Raw genomic sequence first — 12,403 nt, forward strand, 5'->3', positions numbered from 1 at the left:
TCCTAAAATGATAGCTCGCGTTAGCCTGACATCTTAAATTTGGCCAATTCCATCACAATCTCAAGATAAGCAATCAGCCTTTATTTTTGGCTTCGCACGCTTTACCTAACTTGCGTAAACTATCTGGACAATCATCCCTATCCATCATAACTTCAATGAAACACATCTTATCGCGATGAGATTCGGCTTGAACAAGAACTTCTGCTAACTGATTTTCCGTGCTAACCTTTGCAGTAAACACATTATCCCCGAAAATCATTGGTAATTGCGCATATTGCCAAGGTTGAATATCGTTATAAATCATTTTCGGGCCATGAATCACACGTTCAATAGTGTAGCCATCATTATTAAGCAGGAAGACAATTGGCGTTAGCTTATGCCGCAACACGGTGGATATTTCTTGAGCCGTTAATTGAAATGAGCCGTCCCCAACAAATAAAAGTGTTCGGCGACTTCTATCGGCAAGTGCCGCTCCCAACAATGCCCCCACCGTATAACCGATTGAACCCCATAAAGACTGAGCAATAAAGGTTGTATCGTCGGGAATGGATGTTTCCAATAAACCAAACATGCTCGTACCAGTTTCCGCCAAGATAATATCTTTGGCTCTAAAGTAATTGGCCATATTATCCCAGAAGCGCTGTTGGGTAATTTTTTTGTCAGTGGGCTGATAACTTTTTCTGATTGGATTGAGTATTTTACCGGTGAAATGATAGCCTTTTAATTCTTCGGCCAAGGCGGGAATAACAGCATTAAAATAAACATCAGGGTATATCGAACGACGCACTTTGACATAATTACTATGAATTTCAATAGTCGCATTAGCATCAATTCGACAGGTAAAACCCCCTGTATTGAAATCAGATAGCACCGTGCCAAAAGAAAGAATACAATCCGAATTCTCAACACGTTCCTGCACGCCCGGTGTACTGTAATCACCATTGTAAAAGCCAATGAATCCTGGATGCGATTCATTAATCATACCTTTTCCCATATTCATGGTCGCAAAAGGAATTCCTGTGTGATCGAGAAATTGGTGAATCAGGGCTTTCATATTATGGCGTGATGCACAAAGATCAGCCAAGATAATTGGCGCCTTTGCTTGGCGAATTAGCTCAGCAGTGCGTGAAACCAATTCAGCAATTGAATCAAGATCAGAGTGAGGATAAGCCAATTTTAAGGACTTTTGTGGTGCATCGATTTCAACATCCACCATATCACTTGGCAAGCTAATATACACCGGTTGTTTTTTTACCCAGCATCGCTCTAACGCTTGATCAATTCGTTCAGCCGCTTCTTCAGCACAATCAAGAATCGCAACTGCAGCAGATATTTTTTCAAACATCTTTGTAAAGACTTTAAAATCACCCGTACCAAAAGTATGGTGCATAATGGCGCTTTGTTTCTGAGTAGCTGTTGAGGGTGCGCCAACAATGTTAACGACAGGTAGATATTCTGCATAGCTACCAGCTATACCATTAATAGCACTAAGCTCACCCACACCAAAAGTAGTAACAATAGCTGCAGCTCCCTTCACACGCGCATAACCATCAGCTGCATATGCAGCATTAAGTTCGTTGCAATTTCCTATCCAATTCAATGAAGGAAAATTAACAATTTGATCTAGAAAAGTAAGATTATAATCTCCTGGCACACCAAAAATATCTTTAATATTAAGTTCTGTAAGGCGGGTTAACAGATAATTGCCAATAGTCATTTTACTCATTATTAAGCTTCCTTCTCAATGGAATATTCTATTATCAGACATGGTAATTACGTTGGAACAAGGAAATGTTAATTACTATTATTTTTCACTAGTATAGCTAATCAAAATCAATGTTGCCCTACCTACAGAGAAGCTTAAATGCTTAAGCATTTAAGCTTCTCTCACTGATACATGGTTTTTGTCTTCCTGATATTCAAGAATATCACCAGGCTGACATTGTAGATAGGAACAAATAGCCTCTAGTGTTGCTAAGCGTATTGCTTTTGCCTTACCATTTTTTAAGATGGACAAATTTGCTTCAGTAATGCCGATTGCTTCGGCTAACTCCTTTAGCCGACACTTTCGTTTAGCCATCATCACATCTAAATTAACAATAATCGACATGCGACATCCTTAAATGGTTAATTGGCAATCTGATTTTAATTGGTGCGCTTCTTTAACGATCCAGGAGGCGACCAAAATAATGAGTGCGGTAATTAGCGTTGATAGATTAGTAGAGCCTAAGGTAATGCTTGCAAAGCGTTCACCAACTGGATTGTTAAAAGAGAGAGCGACCGTTATTAAAGGTTGATAAATTAATTGCACTAACTCCCCTACTATCATGTAAATGCTAATCTGTCTAATTAGCTTGATATTTTCCTGTTCAAATAAATTTCCTTGCTCATATAAGTGAAATAATTGCGCTAATTTATAAAAAATTAACACAGTAATGGATAAGGGTAATAACTGGATGATTAAAATTATCAAGCGATGGATAAGGGAAAAAGAATCTACATTCTGTATATGAGAAGATGAAATGATTGCACTCCACATCCCCCAATTGAGCATATCCTGTAAATGAAAAAGAGTAACATAGGTCGTAACCAATGGCATGAACCAACAAAGGGTACGAAAAAGTAGATAAAGCATGTGACTGGTACGTTTTATTTTTTGCATAACAATATCCTTGTAAGGTTAAAGTGCTAGGCATTATAACCAAAATTTATCGTTTTACAATAAAATTAAATTGTTTTAGATTAACTTTTTATTCCAAACCAAAATTACTCTTAATGAAATCGCTTGTTATTAAGCGGTCATATTATTAGGAGTAAACTTTAGTTGGACAGCAGCACCAGTTTCTTTACGATTTTTAAAGAAAAGACCTATCTTTTCCTTGGCAAATTGGTTGTGTAATCGATTTAAACCTATCCCCTCTCCACCACAATAAAGCTCCGCGTCCTTATGCTCGGGTTTTATATTAGCGATCATAAAGTAGTCGCCTTTTTTTTGTTCAGGGAAGCCCGAACCATTATCTTTAATCATCACCACGATGCCTGTGTCTATTTGTTTAACGACTAATTTAATCTGTAAGCTTGAACCAACACACAACCCCTTCTTCGCATAAGAATCATAGGAGTTCTCAAGTAATTCTTGTAAGGCATCACCGAACAAACGAGGTAGCTTCATACCGAATTTTTGCAGTACCGGTGTGATAATCGCTTCGCATTTTTCTGCAATATATAGTGGGTGAAAATCATCCTGATAATCCTTTTGCGTAAACGACTTAATCTCGTCTGATAACACCGGTATAATGAATTCATGGACAATTTTCATAACATTCTCTCAAAAAATTCATAATTATAACAAAATGAACAAATAAATTCCATATATGCCTTTACTACTAGCCCTCTGTAACGCCAAACACCTCGGACATGAAGTATAATTAATAAACAATATACTGTTTGAGTTATGCCTATGTCCTACACAAAAATGGAAGAACTCTTTCCCAAAAAAGAGATATCTCTTATTGAAACCATGGAAAAAGCGCAGATTCCTGGCGTTTCTATTGCCTATCTTGATCAAGAGGGAGTCATTTCCACAAGGGAAGAAGGGGTTACAGATGGATGTGGTCTTTTTAAGATGGCAAATGATCCAACCCAATGCGCATTCGATAAACTAGGACTAGGAACAAAAAATGCCGTGGTTTTATTCAATGATGAACTTTATTATGTCGTTCAAAAGGAAGAAAAAGTCCATAAAATTACCAAGAATCTGGACAATGAGGCTGACTACCAAAAATTAAAATCAAGATGCACTGATACTTATCAATTAGCTGATAAAAATGATTATCCATTGCTCAACTCCCTCACCGGTGAAGCCCCACCCACAAAAGTCCAGAAAAACACTATTTTTGGTGCAGCATCACTTAGCAAACCCGTATTTTCCAATCTAGTACAACGATTGATAGAAAAGAATTCTGAGAAGACCGCTGAACCAGGAGTAGGAAAATTTATTTTGCCAAAGGAAGTAACGCATTTTGATTTAGATACTCCGCTGTCCAGTATCCTGCCTTTGCAAGATTTTAAAATAGATGAAATCCCTGCATTTGATACTGCTGATGAATCAGCAGTGAGCTATGCCAATGACTTGACCACCCGCATGGTATTATCACATATGACCGGTTTAGCTCATGGAGAAATTAAATTCCAGTTCAATCCTGCAGAAAAAGCACATGGATATTCAAATGTAGCAATACTTTATCTGCAAAAGGTCATTGAAACGCTTACCCAATCAAATATTGAAGCGCTAGCCCAAAAACATGTGTTTGGACCTTGCGGCATGCTTAGCAGTAGTTTTGGAATCGGTCGTGTTTTATTGTCTCAAAAAGAACCATTGTTGGAGGAGATGAAACCCTCAGAGCTCGTCATACTACAAAAAGACGGGCAATTAACCGCATATTGGCTCGAAAATAGCAAGCTGGTTACAAGAACGTTAAGTGAAAGTGCAATTAAAGAAATTGTTAAAATGCTACCCAAAGACAGCCCCATCTCAGAAAATCCTGATTTGATTCATGCTGTCGTTTCAGCCTATGGTTGTCCACAACTTAAACCTAAAGCAATCAATAGTTTGCGGACAACAGCTAAAGACTACGCAAGTTTTGTTAAATACTTAATGAACAATAAACCATTAGAAGATCCTTTTGTCCCCCAGGTCTTCATGACCGAAGATAAAGGAAGAGCGGGTTTAATTGGAGTCGCAAAAGGAAACATACCCGATTCAGACCTGACTCATGTCGCCTGGGGTTTAGGTTGGGGGTTACAAACTGAAGGAAAAAAGGCAACGACAGCCTACCACTCAGGTGATATGAATGATTGTCGAGCATGGGTAGCGATAAATTTAAATGATAAAACAGCGGTGGTTTATTTCGCCAATTCCCATAATGGACATATTCTTGCAGACCAAATCATCCCCAAGTCGATTGCATTAGACCACGCAGCAAATTATTTTTTCCATAAGTGGGGTTTCGCAAGAAATTTTGAAGAGTTAGGGGGAGTTTACACGTTATGGGGAATTAATCCCTCACTTAAGCCCCCAGCCACTTCGGAGAGTATGCAACATCCATTGGACAATGACAAAACCATTGAAAACCCATTAGAGACAGAGGAACCATCAACCCAAAGTGATACCCATAAAAAATCAATGAACCCGTTTCAAACAACACTAACCCCTGATGATAGCAAATGGACTTAACGTCTACTGCAAATAATCGATGACTACAACGATTTAAGTTGCAGCTGCTCTGGTGCAGCTGCCTTTTAACTACTGAACCAAATCGTTAGTTACATTAATTAAAGGATTATCCAAACTCGAAAGGTTAAATTGCTGAGCCACACGATCAAAGATTACTTTCATGTTTTGTGGATCATTTGCTGCAAACAGGCCTTCATTTGTGCTCAATGACATGCGCCGTTGGATCTGATCTGCGGCAGCTAATACATCAGGATGGATGAATACTTCATCATCCCCCAAAAGTGAATCAACAAGCTTATCCGCAGCCATGTTGAAATTGAGATGACGTAATAATCGAACAACCATATGATTCTCAGGGTTCATAAAATTCCTAATATTTGACTAAAGTGCGCAGGTATTATTCACAAAAGACAATATTAATCAAGCCTAAATATTGCTCAATGAATTGCGAGATTTATTACTGCTTGATTTACAAATGATTTTTAATTTGATCGTAAATAGACGCTTGTATTCCAATCTGAAAGAAACCTGCAAAAGTATGTAAAGGTATTCCCATGACCTCAGCAAAAGTATGATAGATAGAATTACTATTGATTGTGGCTGATAAGGGAATTTTAAATCCCCCACGAGGATAATCAAGATTTAAATGATTAATGGCCTTAACAGCATCAATTGCCCGTAACCAGCGTTGCACACTATCTTCCTTGGCATACACGGTGCTGCAAGCATGGATAGGTAATGCATAGCTACCTACCCGCAATCCATATTGATTAGCGAAATTTGCATTATACACAATGCAATGCGCTCGTAAGCTATGCTCTCTACGATAGCCAATAGGTACTATCGTCCCAGTTTTTCTTGAAGTAGCTAAACCGTGTAGCTGTGCTATTACGGTATTAGTTACAATCTCTCTTAAAATCCAAAAGTTATGAGCAAAGCAATTTAAAAAAAGGATTGGCAACCTAAACATCGCTGCCTGAATGAGATATTTTGGCATAAAATCCCTCGGTTCATCTGTGCAGGATTTTAATCTTTAAGAGTATCTTCTTATATCCTATTATCATTCAGTATAGGTTGAACAGCTCGAAAACTTTACTCGGCCAGTTTTTATTCTTTTAGCCTGTCATTTGCCCCTATATATTCATTGTTTTAGTTGTGCTACAAATGCCGCTATTGACGATCAGACCATTTAGGATTTCACTCATGAATTACAGTATTGAGCTTGCTTCAGCTGAAAGCGCAGAAAAATTATGCCGAAAAATTAGTGCTGACTTGCCTGAGTACTTTGGGCTGCCAGAGTGCAATGAGTCATATGCTAAAGGCGTTCATTCCTGTGTAAATTTTATCGTTACTGTAGATAGCCTTGCCGTAGGACTTTTAAGCCTGTCCTTCCCTTATCCTGCTAATTGTAATCTTTATTGGATGGGAATTTTAAAAAACTATCAAAGACAGGGCCTTGGTCGCCTGCTGCTACAAAAGGCTTGTACTTATGCAAGACAGTGCCAGGCTCAAACAATGACAGTTGAAACACTCGCCCCCTGCGAAGCAGATAAAAATTACTTAAGAACTTATCGCTTTTATGAAACAACCGGATTTCATCCCCTTTTTAATTTAAGACCCCAAAATTACACCTGGGATATGGTTTATATGGTGAAGTCTCTCGATACTCCTCTAGATTCCCTTATCGCTATCGAAAAAGATGCCCGACAATTTGGTTTTGATTGGCCCAACGAAGAAATGATTATTGATCAAGCCATCAGCGAATGTGACGAAATTAAAGAAGCCCTCACACTTGGCGAGTCTAAGCAACGCATCGAAGAAGAAATAGGCGATTTATTGCATACTGCCATTTCCTTATGTCTTTTTGCCGGTTTCGAACCTGAAGAGACTTTGCAAAAAATAACGGTAAAATTTGCGACACGGATGTTCGCTCTCAAAGAAATTGCCAAGGAACAAGGCTTTACTACTCTTAAAGATCAACCTCTGAGTTTATTAATGACACTATGGCACGCCGCGAAAGAAAAAACGAAGAGTTAGATGTCGTGGTTCATCGGCTGAATCTACACTAATATCTCCTTGTAGGTTTGCCCATCATCCCTGCTCTCTCAAATGTTATACTTAAAATACAACCCTTAAACTAAAGGAAGAGAAGTCATGGATAGAAAATACAGCAAAGCAGCACAAAAGGAAGTGGAAAAGGAAATGCATCGCTACAAAAAAGGAACCGCTCGCAGTGGCCCATCTGGCAAAAAAGTTCAAAGTCGTGAGCAAGCCATTGCCATAGGTTTATCCAAAGCTCGCGAAAAAGGTATGAAAGTTCCTAAAAAAACTGACAATCATTAAGAATAATCTTTTATTTTTGTTAAGAGCATCAATTATTCTTTTTTAGTATTCGTGCACGTTCGCGATTCCAATCCCTGTCTTTAACAGCTTCCCGTTTATCATGGGTCTTTTTCCCTTTGGCCAAAGCCAATTTCATTTTGACACGATTATGTTTCCAATATAATGATAAAGGAATTAGGGTATAGCCTTGACGTTCTACACTGCCAATAAGTTGACTAAGTTCCTTACGGTTTAAAAGTAACTTTCTTGTTCGTATAGCATCAGGAAAAAGATGAGCCGAAGCTGTGGGTAGCGGTTGGATTTGTGCACCTAATAAAAATGCTTCACCATTTTTAACAATCACATGGGCATCGGCAAGATTAATTTTTCCTGCACGCAGGCTCTTAACTTCCCATCCCTCAAGAACTAAACCGGCCTCAAATTCATCTTCAATGAAATATTCAAAGTGCGCTTTTTTATTGGTGACAATAGTCGCACTTTGTTGTTTATGGGTACCCATGAGACACCTAACTCACTTAAAAATATTGTTAATTAATGCTTTCTTCATTCGACATTCGATGCCAAATGATAATGCTAAACTAATCACACTTACGTGTGATTGCGATTAAAACGATGATTATACACTCAACAACAGGTCTTAGCGAAATTCCTGTCCCAAATTAAGAAAAATACTCCTTTCGTTCCAAGAGTATGCGTGAATTAATTCGTAATCAAAAGATAATTTTATTATATTAATTGACTTGTTAACTCAACTTGATTTTATGAATTAGGAGGTATTTATGAACGTTGGTGACAAAGTAACTGCGTTCGAATTTTCAGCAACCAATGGTTTGCAAGGAAAACTGAGTGACTTTCAAGGCCAATGGCTAGTCCTTTATTTTTATCCTAAAGACTCTACCCCAGGATGTACCCTGGAAGGGCAAGATTTTCGCGATGCCTATCCTCAATTAAAAGCCTTAAATGTGGAGGTCATTGGCATCTCTCGCGATAGTTTAAAATCCCATGAAAATTTTAAATGCAAGCAAGAATTTCCCTTTGAATTGATTAGTGACAAAGAAGAAACGCTCTGCCAACTGTTTGATGTGATTAAGATGAAAACCATGTATGGCAAACAAGTACGTGGAATAGAACGCAGCACCTTCATCATTGACCCTCAAGGTGTTCTACGACATGAATGGCGCAAAGTTAATGTGAAGAATCACGTTGCAGAAGTCATCGAGACACTAGAGCGACTACAAAACTAATCGTCTTGTTTCTATTCATATTATATGGGCACTGAGCAAAGTCAGCTAAGTAATTGATTGCTAAAGAGAGATAACACTTGACTGCGTTATTCACCCTCAGCACAATGAATACATTTAGAGATAGGTGAAATCATGGATAAGGAAACTAAAGAAACAAAACTTTTCGTGCTCGATACGAATATCATGATGCATGATCCTACCGCTATTTTTCGTTTTGAAGAACATGATATCTACTTGCCCATGGTGGTATTAGAAGAACTAGACAGCCATAAAACCGGCCTTTCCGAAGTAGCTCGCAACGTACGGCAAACCAACCGGATGTTAGTAGAATTAATGAGTAATGCCAGTCATCAAGAAATAGTAGCAGGGTTGCCCATTGCAAACTTTCTGACTTCAGAAAAAGTCAAAAGTAGTGGTCGATTATTTTTTCAAACCGATGAATTTGAACAATTACGCCCTACTTCTTTACCAGGGCACAAAGCCGATAATACCTTGCTTGCGACAGCTCTTGGGTTACAGAAAAAATATCCTGGCAGACAAGTTGTTATCATCTCTAAAGATATTAATCTACGCATTAAAGCAGGGATCCTTGGTATACCTGCCGAAGATTATTACAACGATAAAGTACTGGACGATGTTAATCTTTTGCATAGTGGTTTGCACATTCTTGAGAATGACTTCTGGGATAGCCATGCAAAAAACATGGAAGCCTGGCAAGATAATGGCAAAACCTTTTATCGCATCAGCGGACCACTAACTACCCAATGGAATTTTAATGACTGCATCAGTACCCAGGATAACCAGTTTCAAGCCATTGTTAAAGAAATTGCTCCCGAAGGGACAGTGGTGCAACTGGCTCGAGATTATACACAAGCCAAGCATTCTGTTTGGGGTATCACTGCACGTAATCGTGAACAGAATTTCGCACTTAATTTATTGTTAGATCCAGAAATTGACTTTGTCACCCTGCAAGGCTCTGCAGGTACGGGTAAAACCTTATTAACCATTGCCGCAGGTTTAACCCAAGTTCTTGATCAAAGCCGCTACAGTGAAATTTTAATGACCCGCGTTACCATTCCTGTCGGTGAAGATATTGGTTTCCTCCCAGGCACAGAAGAAGAAAAGATGACACCATGGATGGGAGCATTAATGGATAATTTGGAAGTACTCCATAGCTCACAGGAGGGGGGCAGTTTTGGCCGCGGTGCTACACAAGATTTATTACAAAATAAAATAAAAATTCGCTCACTTAATTTTATGCGTGGACGAACTTTCTTAAATCGCTTCATCATTATTGATGAGGCACAAAATTTAACCTCAAAGCAAATTAAAACTTTAGTTACACGAGCTGGCCCAGGAAGCAAAATAATCTGTCTTGGCGATATTAAACAAATTGACACACCGTATTTAACTGAAACCACTTCTGGATTAACTTTTGCTGTTGATCGTTTCAAGCATTGGCAGCACAGTGCGCATATGACATTAACACGTGGCGAACGCTCAAGACTTGCTTATTATGCCGCTGAGCATTTATAGTACACGCTTTTGCTTGCCAAAGAGGATTACTTAATGAACAACCAAGCCATCACTTTTGATGATGTATTACTGGTTCCAGCGTACAATCACCATGAGTCAAGACGAGTAGTGAATATCAGTATGACTGATAGGTTAGGAAAACTTAGTCTGCAGTTACCTGTGATTAGCTCTAACATGGATACCATCACTGAAAGCAAGATGGCAAATTTCATGCACAGCAAAGGTGGCATTGGCGCTCTCCATCGTTTTTTAAGCATTGAAGATAACATTAAAGAATTCAAAAACTGTAATGGGCAGGTGTTTGTTTCCGTTGGTTGTACCGATGCGGAACTACAACGTGCTGAAGCCTTGCGCGATGCGGGAGCGGATTTCTTCTGTGTTGATGTTGCCCATGCGCATGCTAAATATGTGGGGAAAACCCTCAAGAGTTTGAGACAGCTTCTTGGCAGCCGCTGCATTATGGCTGGAAACGTGGCCACTTACGCAGGAGCAGATTACTTAGCCTCTTGTGGCGCCGATATTATTAAAGCAGGAATTGGTGGCGGCTCTGTTTGCAGTACTCGAATTAAAACAGGCTTTGGTATTCCCATGCTCACCTGTATTCAAGATTGTGCCCGTACAGATCGCTCAATTGTTGCTGATGGCGGAATCCGAACCTCCGGAGACATCGTGAAAGCCCTTGCCTTTGGTGCTGACTTTGTCATGATAGGAGGAATGTTAGCAGGTACGGAACCAACACCAGGTGAAGTGATCAGCAAAGAAGATGGTAAAAAAGTCAAACGTTATCGCGGGATGGCTTCTCGAGAAGCCCAAGAAGATTTCTTAGGTCAGATGCATGAGTGGAAAACTGCCGAAGGCGTCGCTACAGAAGTGGCTTATCGTACCAACCAAGAAGGAATTCTCGCCGATATCATTGGTGGCTTGCGTTCAGGCCTAACCTATGCCGGTTCCGATACCATTAGCGAATTACAACGTAAACTTAACTATGTGGTAGTAACGCAGGCGGGACGACTTGAAAGCTTGCCGCACAAATTATTAGAGAACTAAACAATGAATAATGAACGTAGAAAAGGGGTAGAACCCCCCCTTTTCTTATAAAACAAGAGCAGCCTCTTCTACTAGTTCAGGGTTGTCTTTTAAAACCTCTACAGGAGATTCACCTAGGCTATCCATTACATCCAATCCTGAATCATTACTCATGCTCATATCAGGACCAGAAGTATCGCTTGACATTGAATTCATGCTAGACTGCTCATCAAACATTTGTTGCATGCCTTCATATTCATTGTCATCGAATAAGCTTTCAATATCTTCACCAAATTCCCCATCGGGTAAATCGGTAGAGCCACCACTAGAAGTTGATGGGCTTGACGTAGTATTTGATGTGGAAGAAGACATTGAATTCGTGGAGGGTTCATCTTGGAATATACTTTCAACATCCTCACCAAACTCATCATTGTTGGTCCACTGGTTAACGTCTTCGTCTGGTTGCTCTGTTTTTTCTTTGCTTTGCTCAGGTTTTTCCTCACTCTTATCTTTCTTCTTAAGAGAATTTTTAAGCTTCTCAAATTGATTGTCTCCATACAGACTTTTATTGACACCTTCAACCATTTCCTTAAGATCCTTTGCCATCTTCTCCCAGGAATCCTCTTTTTTCTTGTCATCTTCTTGAGGAGATTTAGGCTTAGGAGCTGGACTTTTAGCTTGAGACTTCTTATTGTCTGATTTCTTATCAGACTTAGGCTGAGGCTTATTTTCTGTAGGTGCTGGTGTGTTATCTGTGACTTCAGACACATCAAGTGGCTCACCCATAACGATCTCCAAAAAGCTTTAACTAATTAATTTAAAGATAGCACAATTACACAGGATAAATACTTATAAATCCCGTTTTAATTTCCTTATGCAGTCAGCTAAATTTATCCTAAAATACAGGTATGAATCAGCTTAATGCATTACTATCACGATTTAATTTAGTATTATCGTAGTTTGATAATACCAAACTACTGCTAGTAAAAAAAAATTTTTAGGATTTATTTACAATTAT

The 12,403-nt window shown here is 39.1% G+C and carries 14 protein-coding genes; 6 read left to right on the top strand and 8 right to left on the bottom strand.

Annotation, left to right across the window (positions count from 1 at the left end; genetic code table 11):
* Positions 1–73 precede the first annotated feature (73 nt).
* The 4 genes from Lbru_RS15395 to Lbru_RS15410 form a co-directional block, all read right to left on the bottom strand.
* Positions 74–1,726: an alpha-keto acid decarboxylase family protein gene (locus Lbru_RS15395; protein ID WP_058443009.1), complete on the bottom strand. Its 1,653-nt coding sequence runs from the start codon at positions 1,724–1,726 to the stop codon at positions 74–76.
* A 150-nt stretch (positions 1,727–1,876) separates the two neighbouring features.
* Positions 1,877–2,110: a helix-turn-helix domain-containing protein gene (locus Lbru_RS15400; RefSeq protein WP_058443010.1), complete on the bottom strand. Its 234-nt coding sequence runs from the start codon at positions 2,108–2,110 to the stop codon at positions 1,877–1,879.
* A 9-nt stretch (positions 2,111–2,119) separates the two neighbouring features.
* A complete protein-coding gene (locus Lbru_RS15405; RefSeq protein ID WP_058443011.1) occupies positions 2,120–2,662 on the bottom strand; it encodes a DUF2975 domain-containing protein in 543 nt (180 codons plus the stop codon).
* A gap of 129 nt (positions 2,663–2,791) precedes the next feature.
* Positions 2,792–3,319: an ATP-binding protein gene (locus Lbru_RS15410; protein ID WP_058443012.1), complete on the bottom strand. Its 528-nt coding sequence runs from the start codon at positions 3,317–3,319 to the stop codon at positions 2,792–2,794.
* Positions 3,320–3,460: 141 nt separating this feature from the next.
* Between Lbru_RS15410 and Lbru_RS15415 the strand changes: the two genes are divergently transcribed.
* Positions 3,461–5,236, top strand: coding sequence for a serine hydrolase domain-containing protein (locus tag Lbru_RS15415; RefSeq protein ID WP_065235484.1), 1,776 nt, complete (start codon positions 3,461–3,463; stop codon positions 5,234–5,236).
* 69 nt (positions 5,237–5,305) lie between these two features.
* On the opposite strand, the gene Lbru_RS15420 is transcribed toward Lbru_RS15415, so the two are convergent.
* Together Lbru_RS15420 and Lbru_RS15425 are read right to left on the bottom strand one after the other, a co-directional pair.
* Positions 5,306–5,599 (bottom strand): hypothetical protein, encoded by a 294-nt coding sequence (locus Lbru_RS15420; protein WP_058443013.1) that lies wholly within the window; start codon positions 5,597–5,599, stop codon positions 5,306–5,308.
* Positions 5,600–5,705: 106 nt separating this feature from the next.
* A complete protein-coding gene (locus Lbru_RS15425) occupies positions 5,706–6,233 on the bottom strand; it encodes a hypothetical protein (protein ID WP_058443014.1) in 528 nt (175 codons plus the stop codon).
* Positions 6,234–6,439: 206 nt separating this feature from the next.
* Here Lbru_RS15425 and Lbru_RS17015 point away from each other — a divergent pair, with 206 nt between their 5' ends.
* The gene (locus Lbru_RS17015) at positions 6,440–7,273 is read left to right on the top strand and encodes a GNAT family N-acetyltransferase (protein WP_162262414.1); all 834 of its coding nucleotides are present in this window, start codon (positions 6,440–6,442) and stop codon (positions 7,271–7,273) included.
* Between the two features lie 117 nt (positions 7,274–7,390).
* Entirely contained in the window at positions 7,391–7,579 is a 189-nt protein-coding gene (locus Lbru_RS15435; protein ID WP_058443015.1) for a DUF6496 domain-containing protein, read from the top strand.
* Positions 7,580–7,607: 28 nt separating this feature from the next.
* Here the strand turns inward: Lbru_RS15435 and smpB are convergent, their stop codons facing one another.
* Positions 7,608–8,078: an SsrA-binding protein SmpB gene (smpB, locus tag Lbru_RS15440; RefSeq protein WP_058443016.1), complete on the bottom strand. Its 471-nt coding sequence runs from the start codon at positions 8,076–8,078 to the stop codon at positions 7,608–7,610.
* A 280-nt stretch (positions 8,079–8,358) separates the two neighbouring features.
* Between smpB and Lbru_RS15445 the strand changes: the two genes are divergently transcribed.
* From Lbru_RS15445 to Lbru_RS15455, 3 genes are all read left to right on the top strand, one after another.
* Positions 8,359–8,823 carry a peroxiredoxin gene (locus Lbru_RS15445; RefSeq protein ID WP_058443017.1) on the top strand — a complete coding sequence of 155 codons (465 nt, stop codon included), beginning with the start codon at positions 8,359–8,361 and terminating at the stop codon, positions 8,821–8,823.
* Between the two features lie 132 nt (positions 8,824–8,955).
* On the top strand, positions 8,956–10,359 hold the full coding sequence (locus tag Lbru_RS15450; protein WP_058443018.1) for a PhoH family protein: 1,404 nt from the start codon (positions 8,956–8,958) through the stop codon (positions 10,357–10,359).
* A gap of 33 nt (positions 10,360–10,392) precedes the next feature.
* Positions 10,393–11,406, top strand: coding sequence for a guanosine monophosphate reductase (locus Lbru_RS15455; RefSeq protein ID WP_058443019.1), 1,014 nt, complete (start codon positions 10,393–10,395; stop codon positions 11,404–11,406).
* A 45-nt stretch (positions 11,407–11,451) separates the two neighbouring features.
* Here the strand turns inward: Lbru_RS15455 and Lbru_RS15460 are convergent, their stop codons facing one another.
* Positions 11,452–12,171: a hypothetical protein gene (locus Lbru_RS15460; protein ID WP_058443020.1), complete on the bottom strand. Its 720-nt coding sequence runs from the start codon at positions 12,169–12,171 to the stop codon at positions 11,452–11,454.
* Positions 12,172–12,403 lie beyond the last annotated feature (232 nt).

Source organism: Legionella brunensis (assembly GCF_001467025.1).
GTDB classification, from domain to species: domain Bacteria; phylum Pseudomonadota; class Gammaproteobacteria; order Legionellales; family Legionellaceae; genus Tatlockia; species Tatlockia brunensis.

Coding starts and splice junctions, on each gene's coding strand:
- Lbru_RS15415 (WP_065235484.1), top strand. CDS start 3,461: ATGTCCTACACAAAAATGGAAGAACTCTTTCCCAAAAAAGAGATATCT.
- Lbru_RS15410 (WP_058443012.1), bottom strand. CDS start 3,319: ATGAAAATTGTCCATGAATTCATTATACCGGTGTTATCAGACGAGATT.
- Lbru_RS15455 (WP_058443019.1), top strand. CDS start 10,393: ATGAACAACCAAGCCATCACTTTTGATGATGTATTACTGGTTCCAGCG.
- Lbru_RS15405 (WP_058443011.1), bottom strand. CDS start 2,662: ATGCAAAAAATAAAACGTACCAGTCACATGCTTTATCTACTTTTTCGT.
- Lbru_RS17015 (WP_162262414.1), top strand. CDS start 6,440: ATGAATTACAGTATTGAGCTTGCTTCAGCTGAAAGCGCAGAAAAATTA.
- Lbru_RS15435 (WP_058443015.1), top strand. CDS start 7,391: ATGGATAGAAAATACAGCAAAGCAGCACAAAAGGAAGTGGAAAAGGAA.
- Lbru_RS15450 (WP_058443018.1), top strand. CDS start 8,956: ATGGATAAGGAAACTAAAGAAACAAAACTTTTCGTGCTCGATACGAAT.
- Lbru_RS15395 (WP_058443009.1), bottom strand. CDS start 1,726: ATGAGTAAAATGACTATTGGCAATTATCTGTTAACCCGCCTTACAGAA.
- smpB (WP_058443016.1), bottom strand. CDS start 8,078: ATGGGTACCCATAAACAACAAAGTGCGACTATTGTCACCAATAAAAAA.
- Lbru_RS15445 (WP_058443017.1), top strand. CDS start 8,359: ATGAACGTTGGTGACAAAGTAACTGCGTTCGAATTTTCAGCAACCAAT.
- Lbru_RS15460 (WP_058443020.1), bottom strand. CDS start 12,171: ATGGGTGAGCCACTTGATGTGTCTGAAGTCACAGATAACACACCAGCA.
- Lbru_RS15420 (WP_058443013.1), bottom strand. CDS start 5,599: ATGAACCCTGAGAATCATATGGTTGTTCGATTATTACGTCATCTCAAT.
- Lbru_RS15425 (WP_058443014.1), bottom strand. CDS start 6,233: ATGCCAAAATATCTCATTCAGGCAGCGATGTTTAGGTTGCCAATCCTT.
- Lbru_RS15400 (WP_058443010.1), bottom strand. CDS start 2,110: ATGTCGATTATTGTTAATTTAGATGTGATGATGGCTAAACGAAAGTGT.